This is a genomic window from Bifidobacterium sp. LH_449, assembly GCF_056356755.1.
Map to the genome: position 1 here is coordinate 14,332 of NZ_JBKEUV010000013.1, position 14,498 is coordinate 28,829.

The window sequence follows — 14,498 nt, forward strand, 5'->3', positions numbered from 1 at the left end:
ATTATTTTCCTTCCTTACGATGACGCATCGCGCCTGAGACCAGGTCGAGGCCGACCAATAGCACGACGCCGAACAGCAATGCGAGCAGCGACATTGCGGTGGAGATCTGCGAGTTCGATTGACCGAGCCGGTACAGCGCGACCTGCAGATTCATGCGGCCGAGCAGTGAGGCGACGGTGTATTCGCCGAGGACCACGGCGATGGAGATGAATGATGCGGACAGGATCGACTGCCACAGATTCGGGATGAGCACGCGGAAGAACACGCGCGGCCATGAAGCGCCGAGGGACCGGGAGGCCTCGCACAGCGTCTTCACGTCGATGGAGTTCAATCCCACCGCAAGCGCGCGGAAAGCGAACGGCATGACCAATACCACGTAGGCGAAGCACAGCCAGATCGGATCGGTGTCGAACACGTCGGCGCTCAGCCAGCGGTAGATCGGTCCGAGTCCGACGACGAGCACGATGGCGGGGATGGTCAGAGGCAGGGTCGCCACCCATTCGATGGCGCGTTCGAGTTTTTTGGAGCGGATGTGGATGATGGTCATCGTCGGCACCATCAGCAGCAGCATCAGCACGACGGTGACCGCGCACAGTCCGAGCGACGAGCCGAGCCCGCTCCACAGCACGGTCAGGTCGGCGCCCAAGGATTCGCCGTTGCCGGTGAAGATCGCCGTCCACGCGTCGAGGCTCCACTGGCCCGACAGCGGGTGACGCACGGTGAACAGCAGCATCGCAAGCAATGGGATGAGCAGGAATGCGAGCGTCACCGTCAGCACGACGGTTTTGATGACGCGCTGCCGGCGTACGCGCAGCGCGCGCAGTTGCGGCGGTTTTGCGGCGGTCGCGGATGCGGCAGCCGTATCGGCCGCGGCGGCCATAACCGTTTCGGTTTTCCTCACTGCCATCGTCCGGCCCTCTTTTCCACGGCATGGCTCAGCATCATCACCGCCGCCACGACGATGATCATCGCGAAGGCCAGCACTTGTGCGAAGCCTTGCTGGTTCGGATCCATTTCGTTGCGCATGGCGCCTTGAATCATCAGCGGCACCAGGATGGAGCGTTGGGAGAACAGCGCCGCGGCGGTCGCGTATGCGGAGAAGGCGCTGGCGAACAGCAGCAGGAACGCGGAGATGAAGCGCGGTGCAAGGATCGGCCCTGCGACGCGCGTCCAATACTGCCAGGTGTTGCAGCCGAGGCTTTCGGCGGCCTCACGCCATTGCGGGCGGATCGAATCGACGGCCGGCAGGAAGATGATGATCATCAGCGGAATCTGGAAATAGCAGTAGACGGTGATCAGGCCGGGCAGCGAGCTCAGCCAGTTCGGATTGACCACGTATCCGGTGAGCTGTTGGATGAGCATTGTGCCGATGCCGTTGATGCCGATGGTGGCGATGAAGGCGAAGGCGAGCATGACGCCGCCGAATTGCGCGAGCACTGATGAGACGGCGGAGACGATGCGGCGAAGCAGGCCGTCCGGTTTTGCGCCGATGACCAGCGAATAGGCGGCGAGCCCGCCGACGACCGCGCCGATTGCGGCGGAGGCCAGTGAGACGAGGATCGATGTCGCGAATGCGGAGATCGTGTTCGGTTCGAGCAGACGACGGAAATTGTCGATGGTGAAGGAGCCGTCGGCCGATCGGAATGCGCCGACGATGACGATAAGCGTGGGCGCGAGCAGGAAGCAGGCGCTGTATGCGAAGAAGGGGATGGCGATGCCGAATGTGCCGATTTCCTTGCGATGTTTCGCGTAGGTTGCGGCGATGGGATTGGCGCCGCCATGCACCGGCATGGAATTGGTGATTGCAGCTGTCATGGCGATAGGTTCTTTTCTGTTGCGCAAGGCCGGAAGCCGGTTTCCCGGTTCCCGGCCTTGCGTTCACGATGTCACGGCTGCGTCCGGCCCGTTGCGTCGGTCCGTTCAGGGGAATCGTTACGGCTTTGCCGTGTCCGGCCTGCGGGGACCGCGGTCTGGCGTTTTGGACGCATGCCGCAGGGGTCAGTTGCCGATCGTGGCGTCCCAGTTCTCCTGCAGCCATTCGGTGATGCGGGTGGAATCGTCGTTGTCGTAGGTGATCGGATCGCCGTCAAGGCGGTCGGCGTCGGCCAGAATGTCCTGGTCGACGGTGCCGTCTTCGATCATCGAATCGAGCAGCACCGGGTTGGAGCCTCCCCTAAGCCACAGGTTCTGCGCTTCGGGGCTGTACAGGTATTCCATCCACAGGCGTGCGGCCGCCGGATGCGGGGCGTCCTTGTTGATGGCCTGGTTGTAGTAGCTCACGACCTGGGCGTCCTTGAAGGTCTTGTATTCCCAGTTGACGCCCTTTTCCTTCAGGGAAGCCTGATAGGAGGCCTGATTGTAGGTCCAGTCGAACACCACGCCGGTCTGGCCGGAATCGATGGTGCCGTTGGTCACGTCCACCTGGGTCAGGTTGCCGGCGTCCTTGAGCTTCTTGAAGAAGTCAAGGCCGGGCTGCAGATCGTTGATGTCGCCGCCGGCAAGCTGATTGACCATCAGATAGCCGTTGAACGCGGCGCCCGCTTCGGCGGGCTTGCCGTTGACGGCGACGGTGCCGGCGAATTTCGGATCGAGCAGGTCGTCGATGCCGTCGATGTCGCCGTACTTGTCCTTGTTCCAGCCGATCGCCATGATGCCGGTGTAATCGGCGTAATACAGGCCGTCCGCATCCTTGAGCTCGTCCGGGATCGAATCCCAGGCCTGCACCTTGTACGGCGCGAAATAGTCCGTGCTGGTCGAGGCGACGGCCAGACCGGTGTCGAAGACGTCAGGCGCCGCGTCAGTGCCCTGATTGGTCTTGGCGGCGTCGATCTCCTCCTTGGAGGAGGCGTTCGGATTGATTTCGTTGACGGTGATGTCCGGATACTTTTCCTTGAAGGTTTCGATGACCTCGCCCCAGTTGGACCAGTCGTGCGGCAGCGCGATGACGTTCAGCTGGCCTTCCTCTTCGGCGGCGGCGACCAGGTCGTCCATGGTGCCGAAATCCTCAAGGGAGGTCGCGGAAGCGGACTTGGAATCGACTTCCACGCTCTTGCCGGAATCGCCGGCGTCATCGGAAGCGGAAGCATTACTGGAGCCGCAGGCCGCAACGGAAAGCAACGTCGAAACGGCGAGCAGGCCGGCTGCAATCTTACGCAATTTCATTTCAGGAATTTCCTTTCCCTTTTCCTCGTGTGCGGGAGCTCATCCCGCCGCCGGAAGAAAAAGTAGACCCTGAAATTGAAGCGCCGTCAGCCTTTGCATGAATTCCGCATGTACTTTGACGGTATTTGATGAAGACTTGATGAACTGCGCATATCAACGCGGAATCATGCGATTCCACTTTTTCACATCATCGGAATCCGTCAATTATTTGATATGAAAAACGGGTTGGTTTCACGTGAAACCAACCCGCATGGCCAATCGGCGACGTTTGTCGCGAACGATCATCGCGACCGCATGATCAGCGACGATGCACGATCGGCATCAGGCCAGTACGCCATCGATCAGCGTGGTGATCAGATCGGTGTAGTTCAGGCCCGTCGCCTCCCAGGCCTTCGGGTACATGGAGATCGGCGTGAAGCCCGGCATCGTGTTGATCTCGTTGATCATCACGCGGCCGTCGGCGGTCACGAAGGAATCGACGCGGCTCAGGCCGGCGGCGTCAACCGCCTTGAAGGCCTTCACCGCGGTTTCGCGCACGCGCTGCAGCATGTCTGCCGGCAAGTTCGCCGGCACTTCCACATGGCTGGCGGAAGCGTCCATGTACTTGCTGTCGAAATCGTAGAACTGGTCCTCCTCAGCGCGACGGTCGAGCACGATCTCCCCCGGCCAGCTGGCCTTCGGCTCGTCGCCGGCCTTCGGGCACAGCACGGCGCATTCGACTTCGCGCGCGTCGATGCCCTGTTCGATCAGAATGCGCCAATCATGATGGCTCGCCTCGAACACGGCGGCGGCCAGCGCCGCGGGATCCCTGGATTCCACCTTCGTCACGCCGAAGCTGGAGCCGGCGCGGGAAGGCTTGACGAACAGCGGGTATTCCAATCCGGCTTCGGCGACCAGCTTCGCCAATTCGTCGGCGTTCGCCGCGAATTCGCCGGCCTTGTCATACGAACGCGCGTCGACCGTGATGCCGGGTGCGACGGCGATGCCGGCGGCGGCCAGCAGCACCTTCGTATAATGCTTGTCCATGCAGGCGGCGGAAGCGAGCACGCCGCAACCGACGTACGGGACTCCCATCATCTCGAACAGGCCCTGAATCGTGCCGTCCTCGCCGTACGGGCCGTGCAGGACCGGCAATACGGCGTCGACGTGGCCGAGGGAAGCCAGCGTGCCGTCCTCCTCGCGGGCGAAGAAGCCGTCGCCGCCCTTGGCGACGTCAAGCACGACGTCGCGCGCGCCGGCGGTTTTCCCGACGACCGGCAGACCGTCGGAAAGATTCCATCCGCGCGGATCCTCACCGCCGACGATCCACTGGCCCTCCTTGGTGATGCCCACCGGGATCGGCTCGAAACGGTCCATATCCATCGCACGCAGCACACCGGCGGCGGAAATGCAGGAAATCGAATGCTCGTCGGCCTTGCCGCCGTACATCACCACAATGCGCTTCTTCGTCATGCTCTCTTTACGCTCCTCGATAAGCCCTTCATTGCCGTGAAAAACAATACTCCGCGGTCGGATCGGACCGGCCGCGGAGCATCGTTTCCTCACAGATTTTCACGCAATATGCGACACGGCATGCGGCATCGTATGCAAAACCGCATCGGCACGCGCGAACGTTGCGTTTCGCGTGTGCTCTCCTACTCTTCGCTCACGCCGTCGTCGAAGAGTTCGGCGAGCATCTGCGCGCACGAAATGCCGTCGGACAGCACATGGCTCATCGCCGTGGCCAGCGGCGTCGGCACGCCGTACTGCCTGCCGAGCGCGACGACCGCATCGGTGGTCGGCACGCCTTCGGCCACGCCGTTGCTCACCTTCGTGGCTTCCTCGACGCTCATGCCCTTGCCCAGGTTCGAGCCGAAGGTGTAGTTGCGGCTCAGCGGCGAGCCGCAGGTGGCGATCAGATCGCCCACGCCCGCAAGTCCGGAGAAGGTTTTCGGATTCGCGCCGGCGGCCTCGCCCAAGGCGGTCAGTTCGGCCAGGCCGCGCGTTTCGATCATCGCGGCCGTGTTCTCGCCGTAGCCTGCGCCGCGGGCCATGCCGACGGCGAGCGCGACGACGTTCTTCAGCGAGCCGCACATCTCCAGTCCGATGACGTCGGTGGTGACGAACGCCTTGAAGTAATCGGTGGTGCAGGCGTGCGCGATGATGCGCGCATTGTCGATGTTCTCGCAGGCGACGACGGTTGCGGCGGGTTCGCGGGCCGCGATCTCCTTGCTCAGGTTCGGGCCGGAGATCGCGGCGAAACGGTCGGCTTCGAGGCCGAGCGTTTCGGTGACGACTTCGTCCATACGTTTGCCGGTGGTGCGTTCGATGCCTTTCATCAGGCTGGCGACAAGCGCGGTTTCGGGGATGAGGCCCTTGAACTCCTCCAACGCGACGCGGGCGAATTGCGCGGCGATGGCGACGATGACGATGTCGGCGTCGCGCACGGCTTCGGCGCGGTCGCCGGTCGCGGTCATGTTGTCGGGCAGACGGTCGACGCTTGGCAGGCGCACGCCGTTGTGATGATGGTCGCGGATGCCTTCCACGATTTCAGGCTCGATCGCCCACATCGTCACATCATTGCCGGCGTCGGCCAGCACCTGGCCGAATGCCGTGCCCCATGCTCCAGCGCCCAATACCGTGATATTCGTCATACTGTCTGCGTCTCCTTCATCTGCGCCGCCCGCCCGCGTACCGCTTTTGCCTGTGATGCGCTCTTGCGGCGCGCCTGTATTGTGCCGTCATCGGGCATATCTGCCTATGCTACCGCGCGCAAGGCATTTCCCGGGCGCGACTTGCCCGAGATTTGCCGGCGCATCAGCCATCGATATGCGCGTCGTCCTTCACGCGGCTCATCGTGCGGTAGTTCCAATATCCGCCTTCGGGCATCTTTTCGCCGCGGATCTCCTCCATGACGGCGCTCATCCGCACACGGATGCGGCGGGTCAGCTCGTTGGCCAGCTCGGCCGGCGGCTCGTCGCCCCACGAGTCCATGTCTTCAAGCAGGTCGGAATAGTCGAGGCGCGTGTCGTAGCACATGACGACGTTCTTGCGGGGCCACGGCCACCAATGATTGATGCTGGCGGCGCCCCAGGTGACCGCGCAATACAGCGGCACCTGATGGCCGAGGCGGCGCGACGACTCCAACGCGATGACGCCGACGCCGTTCTTCATGCTCATCGGCCATTTCTGCGGATCGCGCGTGACGGTGCCTTCGGGCCATACGGTGAGCGGACGCCCGGACGTGATGATGTTGATGGACGTCTCTTCAATGGTTTTCGCCTGACCGCTGCGACGTTCCACCGGCTGCATGCCGACCAGCCGGAACCATTTGCCGATCAGCGGCCAACGCGCCATTTCGGCCTTGGCCATGTAGCGCGGGCGGCGGCCCATGTGGAACAGGCTCATCATCGGCACGAACACGTCGAACATCGTCACATGCGTGGCGGCGGTGATGAACGGGCCGGTTTCGGGGATGTTGTCCAATCCCCACGCCTTGGTCTTGCAGCTTGCGCGGAACACCAGCGAGACTCCGGCGAGCAGCCGTTCGGTGGCCTTCGGGTTCTGCGCGTTGATTTCAGCGGTGTTGGGCGTGCGCGGACCGGTCGGGTAGTAATGGGTCGGATCGACGAGCTTGTGCCTGGCCGCGAGACGCGCGACCTGTGCGTCGCCCAACGGCTTGACCGCGGAACGCGGCGACGGTTTTCCTTTGGATGCCATGCCCACCATTGTGCCGCAACCGGCGAACGAATCCCGGCCATATCCCTTCAGAGCACCGTCAACCGCATCGTCGTCGGCGCCGTCCGCGTCGCGCAATTTTACATACCGACCGTCGGTATGTAAAATATCGGATAAGAGACCGCATAATCCCGCACCGGCACATCATCCGGCGGCCTCGTCACGAAGGGAACGAAGGCATGGCACGCAACACCAAACCGGAGGAGACGCGACGCCGCATCCTGCAGGCGGCCAAAAAACTGTTCGCCGCCAAAGGCTACGACCACACGTCCATCCAAAACATCGTCGACGAGCTCGGCGACCTCAGCAAAGGCGCGATCTACCATCATTTCTCCTCCAAGGAGGAGCTCCTCGACGCGCTCACCGACGAAGACAACGCATGGCAGTGGCGCCAACTCGACGACATCCTGCGCCGCACGGACCTCAACGCGCTGGAAAAATACCGTCTCATGGTCCGACGCTCCCTGACGAACACCGACCATCTCGACGTCAACAAGGCGGCCCTGCCGTCCCTCGACGACGCGAAGATCATGATGGCGAACATCGCATTCTGGTCGCAATCGCTGCCGCAACGCCTTGAGCCACTGATCCGGGAGGGCATAGCAGACGGCTCCATCCCCACCCCATATCCGCACGAAGCGGCGGAACTGCTGTCCCTGCTCATCAACTTCTGGCTCATCAGCCCGTTCCAACGACTCGACGCCAACGCCATACGGAACCGGGTCACTTGTGTGGCGACCATGCTGAACGCCATAGACGTGCCGATCTTCGACGACGAACTGTGCACGCTGCTGATCGACGGCATCACCCATATCACCGCGCTCCCCGACGAGGGCGACGATGCGGGCAACGCAGACGGCAAAAGCGACATGGAGGTGACAAGACAATGACCGCCATCCGACCGCGACCCGGCCGCAGCCCCCTTTCCAGCCGCGACTTCATCCTGCTCATCGCCGGTCAGGCCATCTCCCTGTTCGGCAACATGACGCTGCGCTTCGCCGTATCCATGTGGGTGCTGGACGCCACCGGCTCGGCGACGCTGTTCGCCTCCCTGCTGGCCGCATCCATCGTGCCGACCGTCATCATGTCGCCGTTCGGCGGCGTGGCGGCCGACCGCGTCAACCGCCGCAGCCTGATGGTCGCCCTCGACGCGGCCTCCGGCACGCTCATACTGCTCGCCGTCCTTTGGCTCGCACACGACGAAGGGTTCAATCTTGCCGTCACGGCGGCGCTTGTCATCGGCCTGTCCGTACTCGGCGCGTTCGAAACGCTGACCGTCCAGGCGGCGATGCCGCAGATGCTGCGCGAACACGGCGAGGAGACGCTGCGACGCGGCATGGCCGTCAGCTCGCAGGTCCAACAGCTGTCGGGACTGCTGCCGAGCTTCATCGGCGGTGTGCTCTACGTATCGTTCGGCCTGGTCCCGATGCTGACGGTCTCCGTCATCTGCTTCTACTGCACCGCCCTTATGGAATCCTTCATCCGGCTCGAATCCCCACGCCGGCAGGAAGCGGCGACCATGCCGACCCCGCTTGAGGACATCCGCGACGCCGCACGGTTCCTCACCCACGACCGTCCATCCATCTTCAAACTGATGCTGCTCGCCTCCGCCTTGAACTTCTTCCTCGCCTACCTGTCGGTGGGGTTGCCGTACCTCGTGCGCACGGTGCTGCGATTCGACGCGACGGCCTACGGCATCGCGGACGGCGCCATCGGCGTCGCGGCATTGGCCGGCGCATTCATTGCGACATTGATGATCGCCAGACTGACCATCGACCGTCTGCCCGTCTCGCTGGTCGCGCTTGGCGCGGCGATCGTCCCCGCAGGGTTCGCCTTCATGCTGCCCATGGACAGATCCGCATCGTTGCTGGTCCTGACCGTTTCCAGCTGCGCCATGAGTTTCGCATGCAGCATCTGCAACATCATCACCATACCGGCGATCCAATCACGCACTCCCGAGGCGATGACCGGCAAGGTCATGGCGCTGGTGGGCAGTCTGTCCATGTGCATGACGCCGTTGGGGCAGCTCGCCTACGGCTGGCTGTATGACGCGACGGCCCCGCAATGGGTGCTGATCGGCACAGGCGTGGCACTGGCGGCGATCGCCGCCGCCTCGGCTCCCCTGTTCCGAGATTTCGACGGAACCGCCGAAACCACCGTCGCCCATGCAGCATGAGCACCATGACGTCGTAGGCCGGTCCGTTCGATATCGGACCGGCCGCAGCGCCGCCGGCGAAGCGGCACCGCCGACGAACGCCGATGCCCGGCCTTGGACGCCACGCCGGCAACGTCCGGGCGTCATTCGACGGGACGCCGCCCGTGGCCGAATCTACTCGAATTCCGCGCCAAGGGCGGCGAGTTTGCCGCGGAAGTCGGCGTAGCCGCGGTCGATCAGCGAAATGCCACGCACGTTGGACGGGCCTTCGGCGGCCAGAGCCGCGATCAGATGGCTGAAGCCACCGCGCAGATCCGGCACGTCGATATCCCGGCCGGTCAGCGGGGTCGGACCGAAGATGACGGCGGAGTGCTTGTAGTTGCGCTGCTGGAAACGGCACGGCAGGGAGCCCAGGCATTCGCGGTACAGCTGCACGGTCGCGCCCATCTGCACCAGCGGCTTGGTGAAGCCGAAACGGTTCTCATACACGGTTTCGTGCACGATGGACAGGCCCTTGGCCTGCGTCAGCGCCACGACGAGCGGCTGCTGCCAATCGGTCATGAATCCCGGATGCACGTCGGTTTCGATGGCGACCGGCTTCAGGTCGCCGCCCGGATGCCAGAAGCGAATGCCCTTGTCGGTGATGTCGAATTCGCCGCCGATCTTGCGGAACACGTTGAGGAAGGTCATCATTTCCGGCTGGGTGGCGCCCTTGACGAAGATGTCGCCATGCGTGGCGAGCGCCGCCGAAGCCCATGAGGCGGCTTCGATGCGGTCGGTCAGCGACGTGTGCGTGTAGCCCTTGAGCTCCTTGACGCCTTCGATGCGGAAGGTGCGGTCGACGTCGACGGAGATGATGGCGCCCATCTTCTGCAGTACGGCGACCAGGTCCATGATTTCCGGCTCGGTCGCGGCGCCGGAAAGTTCGGTTTTGCCGTCGGCCAGCACGGCGGCCAGCAGCGTCTGCTCGGTGGCGCCGACGGACGGGTACGGCAGATGGATCTTCGCGCCCTTCAGGCCGTTCGGCGCGGTGATGTGGATGCCGTCCTTGTGTTCCTTGTCGACGTTGGCGCCGAGCTTACGCAGCGTTTCCAGATGGAAGTCGATCGGGCGGCCGCCGATGTTGCATCCGCCGAGCGCCGGAATGAACGCTTCGCCGAGTCGGTGCAGCAGCGGGCCGGAGAACAGGATCGGAATGCGCGACGAGCCCGACAGCGTATCCACATCGGCGACGTCGGCGAGCTGCACGTTGGTCGCGTCGATGGTGACGACGCCCTTGTCCCCGTCGACGTCGACGTTCACGCCGTGCAGACGAAGCAGGTCGGATACGACATGCACGTCACGGATTTCGGGCACGTTCTTCAATACGCTGACGCCGGGCGCAAGCAGTGCCGCGACCATGGCCTTGCTGACGAAATTCTTCGCGCCGCGCACCTTGATGGTGCCGTTCAACGGTTTGCCTCCGACGACGTGCAGCACATCCTCGTTGTGTTCAGCCACACTTACCTCTTTCACTTACTCCGTACCGGGCCTGCCTTCTGCGATTCCCTGGGGACACCCGGCATACCACGGCTTTCTGCCTGCAGTGGATTGCGCTACGCACCATAGTGCCACAAGGGTTGTAGTGACCTCGTGAACACTTGATGCTTTCAGCGTTCCGCTTTAATGCGCTGAGCCAAATAGGCATCCCACATCGCGCCGGTCGCCGACATCACGGCATCCGCGCCGATTTCGCGATACGCGCGGTAATCGGCGGGCTTGACGACGCCGCCGACGCCGACGATGGCGAAGTCGAGACCGAGCTTTTCGCGCACCGCCGCCAAACGACGGACCATGTCAAGGCCGGCGCCGCGGATGGCCTCGCCGCATACGCCGCTGCGGTCGCGGCCCGCTCCCGGCAACGCCTGATCGCCGTTCCTATCGACGAGCCTGGCGGAAATCGTGTTGATGGTGGCGAAGCCCTGCACGGTGCCGCGCGCGGCGGTTTCACGCACCATGGTCTCCAGCGCCTCGTCGGACGGGATGTAAGCGAGTTTGACGATCAGCGGACGGTCGCCGATCTCGTTCTTCACGGCTTCGGTGATGCGCCCGACCAGTTGCGGATCGTGGCACAGCAGACGGTTGTGCCCTTCGTTCGGGCAGCTGGTGTTCATTTCCATGAGCTGTCCGCCGGTTTCGCATACCAGTCGCGCGGTGGTGACGTGGTCGGCGATGTAGTCGTCTTCGCTCATGCCTTCCACACGGGAGCCTTGGAAGCTGGGGACCAGCAGCTGGCCGGGGCCGGCCTGGGCGATGGCGTCGCGCATGTCAGGCTGCCATTCGTCGGGGTCGCGCGAGGGCACGCCGAAGGAATTCGAAATGGAGACCGGCTGTTCGTAATTGGTGTCGGCCAGCACGCCTTCGTCGAGTTCGGCGCTGCCGGGAGTCAGCGAGCCGTCGGCGCTGCGCGGATGCACGGCAAGCACGTTCGGGAACGCATTGCAGCCCCACGCACGCGAGCGCACGGTTTTATACACGGCCAGGTCGAAGCCCATGCGGAATGCCGCGGTGGTGTATTTGGAGTTGAGCAGCGGGCCCGCGGGAATGCCGAACGGCAGGTCCACGTCGAATCCGAGGAACTTCTCCCCCGCCACGGCAGCGTCCTTGCCGGCCTCGCCGGCGAGCGCCTGCGCGAACGCGCCGAACGGGCCGTGCGAATAATTGTCCTCATATGTGCGATTGACGTCGTAGAACGGCTCGAATTCCTGACTCATCTGTTCTCCCAATCGGTAGTACGCGTTGCCTACCACCCTATCAGCCAGTATCTAGATAGCCCGTCCGCCCGACACCCCGAACGACGCCGTTTCAGAAAAGCATCGACGCCACCGCCCAAACCGTCGCCGCTGTCCCAACCGACATCGTCCCAAACCGACATCATCCCAAACCGTCGCCACCGCCCAAACATCAACACCGCCACCGTGACCGCCACCGTGACCATTGCCGAAATCAGCCTCCCGAAAGGCTCCGCACGCTACAATCGGAACCGTGCACGCAGCACGCGGATACGTGGATGCGACGCGGATACGTAACACGCATGCGCCACACGGCCGCGAGACACAAACGGATCACGCAGCGAAGCGGCGATGACGCGATGACGCCTTATGAAAGGAAAACCCATGTCCGACGACGAAGGTCTGCAGTGGCGGCCATTGCCGGAACGCGTGCGCAGCGTGTGGATGGTGAATCAGGCGATCGCCACCGCCTGCGTGCTGGCCGGATGCGCCGCCGCCGCACTGATCTGCATGGCCTGCGACTGGTGGGGCTTCGCGCAGGGACTCGTGATCGCGCTGATCGCGGCGGCGGCCGTCGCGGACTGCGCCACGCAGCCGTTGCAGACGAAGTATGCGTATGCGTTCAACCGTTTTGCGATCGGCCGACGCTGCCTGCATATCCGCAAAGGCTGGATGTTCCGCACCGGCACGACGATTCCGTTCAACCGCGTGCAGCATGTCGACACGAAACAAGGACCGGTGCTGCGGCATTTCGGCTTGACCGGCGTGGTCGTGCATACGGCGGTCGGCGAGCATGAGATCGAAGCGTTGGATACCGCCGAAGCCGAACAGGTGGTGGCGGCGATCGCCGCTCGCGTCGCCGAAGCGAAGGAAGACCTATGACGGGACACCTCACGCACAGCGATCCCACAGCAAACATCCCCACAGCAAACATCCCCGCAACTGACACGCAATGGCGTCGTCCGCATCCCGCCGGCATGGTCGTCACCTTGGTGGAGTCGGTGAAAGCGTTGGTCGGCGTCGCCCTGTCATGGGCCCTGGTCTTCGCCGCGATTCGCGACAATAGCGACGTTCCGTCATGGGCGCTGACATTGCTGGCCGTCATCATCATCGCCGCAGTGATCATGCAGCCGGTGATAAAGTGGCTGACCACGCGCTACCGGCTTGACGGCGACGGCCTGACCTTCACGACCGGTCTGTTCTTCCGGCAGCGCCGCACCATCGGATACGCCCACATGCATGCCATCGATTCGACCAGTCCCGTATATTTGCGCGTCTTCGATGTGATCTCGTTGACGGTATCCGCCGGCGGCGTCGCCGACGCGAACATCATTCTGAACGCCGTGCCGGCCGCCCTGCAGCAGGAATTGGAAAGGCGACGCCGCCTCGCGCAGCAGTCCTCGCCTGTGCAAGGCGCATCGGATGCCGCGCCCGCGATTGATATTTCGTCCGCGCCGCGGGAATCAGCGACGGACACCGCGCCCGACGCCACGTCCGATGACGCCGCAAAACTGGTATTCCGCGCATCCTTCGCCGACATCATCCTGTTTGCGATCACCGATCTGGGCGTGTTCGCCGCGGTCCTTGCGGTATTGGGTTTCCTGCAGCAGGCGGAAGAGGCCGCGCCGAAGCAATGGTCGCAGGCTGCCGGCGATTCTCTTAATCACCTGGTCATGTCCGGATTGCCCGCAATTTTCGCGCTGGTCGCGACGATGCTGCTGATTGTGGCCGCCGTCAGCATCGTATCGTCGCTGCTGCGTTTTTACGGTTTTGAAATCCGCCGGCAAGGCGACGACCTGCTGATTACGCGCGGCCTGCTGACGCGTCGCACAACGACGATTCCGGTCAGCCGCGTGCAAAGCGTTGCGATTCGCGCCAATATCCTGCGTCGCGCGCTGCATGTGTGTTCCGTGCAGGTCGGTCTGGGATCGATGCCGGGCGGCGAAAACAGCGGAGACGCCAGCCGTTCGAATATTCTGCCGGTGATCGGCGACCGTCGCGTATACGCGGTTTTGCAGGAGGTGCTGCCGGAATGGGGTATGCGGAGTCCTCATATAAGGCATACCGGGCGGGGTCTGCTTCGTTATTATCTGTTTGCGCCGCTGATGGTCGAAGGCGGCATCGTCGCGGCCACGATCATTGCGGCGCTGTTCGCAGGCCTCCCATGGTGGACGCTGATCATCGAACTGATCATCGCGGTTTTCTGGCCGGCCATGCGCGTATGCAAGTCGCGGGCGGAAGGCTACGAGCTGCTGGACGGCGCGGCGAGTGCGCTGTCGCATCGCATCGCCGTTACCGGCACTTCCGGATGGTCGTTCTATACGCTGTTCACGAGACGCCAACGCGTGCAGAGCGTGCAGCGCCGCACTTCGATCTGGCGCGAACCGCATGGCATCGAACGCGTCGTCATGCCGTTGTTCGTGATGAACGGCATCGCCTCGATCAGCCTGCATGCCGCCCATCGCGAGGACGGGGACGCGCTGGAACGGTGGGCCACGAAGTAGTCCGCCTCTTCCGACGTTCCCCGGCCAAGCCTTGCCCCAGCTTGCCCATTACGCCGTTCCCCGGCCTGGCCTTGTTCCAGCCGACCATGCTGCAATTCGCCCATTCCGGCAGCCCGGCCAGTCCTGCTTCATCGCACCCATTCAAGCCTGTGGAAGGACAATCGTGGTCTGACCGCGGTTCCGTCCAAA

General features: G+C 63.4%; 12 protein-coding genes. 4 read left to right on the forward strand and 8 right to left on the reverse strand.

All coding sequences use genetic code 11. The annotated features are described in order from the left end of the window. Position 1: 1 nt before the first annotated feature. The 6 genes from AC1AX7_RS09020 to AC1AX7_RS09045 form a co-directional block, all read right to left on the reverse strand. A complete protein-coding gene (locus AC1AX7_RS09020; RefSeq protein ID WP_476509779.1) occupies positions 2-880 on the reverse strand; it encodes an ABC transporter permease in 879 nt (292 codons plus the stop codon). Between the two features lie 17 nt (positions 881-897). Continuing rightward, on the reverse strand, positions 898-1,815 hold the full coding sequence (locus AC1AX7_RS09025) for an ABC transporter permease (RefSeq protein WP_476509754.1): 918 nt from the start codon (positions 1,813-1,815) through the stop codon (positions 898-900). A 183-nt stretch (positions 1,816-1,998) separates the two neighbouring features. After that, a complete protein-coding gene (locus AC1AX7_RS09030) occupies positions 1,999-3,162 on the reverse strand; it encodes an ABC transporter substrate-binding protein (RefSeq protein ID WP_476509755.1) in 1,164 nt (387 codons plus the stop codon). A gap of 321 nt (positions 3,163-3,483) precedes the next feature. Then, positions 3,484-4,614: a D-alanine--D-alanine ligase family protein gene (locus AC1AX7_RS09035; protein WP_476509756.1), complete on the reverse strand. Its 1,131-nt coding sequence runs from the start codon at positions 4,612-4,614 to the stop codon at positions 3,484-3,486. A 182-nt stretch (positions 4,615-4,796) separates the two neighbouring features. After that, positions 4,797-5,795: an NAD(P)H-dependent glycerol-3-phosphate dehydrogenase gene (locus AC1AX7_RS09040; protein WP_476509757.1), complete on the reverse strand. Its 999-nt coding sequence runs from the start codon at positions 5,793-5,795 to the stop codon at positions 4,797-4,799. A gap of 163 nt (positions 5,796-5,958) precedes the next feature. Beyond that, the gene (locus tag AC1AX7_RS09045) at positions 5,959-6,861 is read right to left on the reverse strand and encodes a lysophospholipid acyltransferase family protein (RefSeq protein WP_476509758.1); all 903 of its coding nucleotides are present in this window, start codon (positions 6,859-6,861) and stop codon (positions 5,959-5,961) included. Positions 6,862-7,058: 197 nt separating this feature from the next. Here AC1AX7_RS09045 and AC1AX7_RS09050 point away from each other — a divergent pair, with 197 nt between their 5' ends. After that, positions 7,059-7,769, forward strand: a complete 711-nt coding sequence (locus AC1AX7_RS09050) for a TetR/AcrR family transcriptional regulator (protein WP_476509759.1) — start codon at positions 7,059-7,061, stop codon at positions 7,767-7,769. Then, entirely contained in the window at positions 7,766-9,055 is a 1,290-nt protein-coding gene (locus AC1AX7_RS09055; RefSeq protein ID WP_476509760.1) for an MFS transporter, read from the forward strand. The genes AC1AX7_RS09050 and AC1AX7_RS09055 overlap by 4 nt, the downstream gene beginning before the upstream one ends. Before the next feature lie 153 nt (positions 9,056-9,208). Here AC1AX7_RS09055 and murA read toward each other — a convergent pair whose 3' ends face one another. Then, positions 9,209-10,534, reverse strand: a complete 1,326-nt coding sequence (gene murA, locus AC1AX7_RS09060) for a UDP-N-acetylglucosamine 1-carboxyvinyltransferase (RefSeq protein WP_476509761.1) — start codon at positions 10,532-10,534, stop codon at positions 9,209-9,211. Positions 10,535-10,683: 149 nt separating this feature from the next. Continuing rightward, on the reverse strand, positions 10,684-11,787 hold the full coding sequence (locus AC1AX7_RS09065) for a diguanylate cyclase (protein ID WP_476509762.1): 1,104 nt from the start codon (positions 11,785-11,787) through the stop codon (positions 10,684-10,686). 402 nt (positions 11,788-12,189) lie between these two features. Between AC1AX7_RS09065 and AC1AX7_RS09070 the strand changes: the two genes are divergently transcribed. Together AC1AX7_RS09070 and AC1AX7_RS09075 are read left to right on the forward strand one after the other, a co-directional pair. After that, entirely contained in the window at positions 12,190-12,687 is a 498-nt protein-coding gene (locus AC1AX7_RS09070) for a PH domain-containing protein (RefSeq protein WP_476509763.1), read from the forward strand. Further along, complete coding sequence (locus tag AC1AX7_RS09075) at positions 12,684-14,309, forward strand: PH domain-containing protein (RefSeq protein WP_476509764.1); 1,626 nt, start codon at positions 12,684-12,686, stop codon at positions 14,307-14,309. The genes AC1AX7_RS09070 and AC1AX7_RS09075 overlap by 4 nt, the downstream gene beginning before the upstream one ends. The last annotated feature ends 189 nt before the right edge of the window (positions 14,310-14,498 follow it).

What these genes read in the sequence shown, in the direction of transcription:
- AC1AX7_RS09020 (WP_476509779.1), bottom strand. Translation starts at nt 880, where the DNA reads ATGGCCGCCGCGGCCGATACGGCTGCCGCATCCGCGACCGCCGCAAAA.
- AC1AX7_RS09025 (WP_476509754.1), bottom strand. Translation starts at nt 1,815, where the DNA reads ATGACAGCTGCAATCACCAATTCCATGCCGGTGCATGGCGGCGCCAAT.
- AC1AX7_RS09030 (WP_476509755.1), bottom strand. Translation starts at nt 3,162, where the DNA reads ATGAAATTGCGTAAGATTGCAGCCGGCCTGCTCGCCGTTTCGACGTTG.
- AC1AX7_RS09035 (WP_476509756.1), bottom strand. Translation starts at nt 4,614, where the DNA reads ATGACGAAGAAGCGCATTGTGGTGATGTACGGCGGCAAGGCCGACGAG.
- AC1AX7_RS09040 (WP_476509757.1), bottom strand. Translation starts at nt 5,795, where the DNA reads ATGACGAATATCACGGTATTGGGCGCTGGAGCATGGGGCACGGCATTC.
- AC1AX7_RS09045 (WP_476509758.1), bottom strand. Translation starts at nt 6,861, where the DNA reads ATGGCATCCAAAGGAAAACCGTCGCCGCGTTCCGCGGTCAAGCCGTTG.
- AC1AX7_RS09050 (WP_476509759.1), top strand. Translation starts at nt 7,059, where the DNA reads ATGGCACGCAACACCAAACCGGAGGAGACGCGACGCCGCATCCTGCAG.
- AC1AX7_RS09055 (WP_476509760.1), top strand. Translation starts at nt 7,766, where the DNA reads ATGACCGCCATCCGACCGCGACCCGGCCGCAGCCCCCTTTCCAGCCGC.
- AC1AX7_RS09065 (WP_476509762.1), bottom strand. Translation starts at nt 11,787, where the DNA reads ATGAGTCAGGAATTCGAGCCGTTCTACGACGTCAATCGCACATATGAG.
- AC1AX7_RS09070 (WP_476509763.1), top strand. Translation starts at nt 12,190, where the DNA reads ATGTCCGACGACGAAGGTCTGCAGTGGCGGCCATTGCCGGAACGCGTG.
- AC1AX7_RS09075 (WP_476509764.1), top strand. Translation starts at nt 12,684, where the DNA reads ATGACGGGACACCTCACGCACAGCGATCCCACAGCAAACATCCCCACA.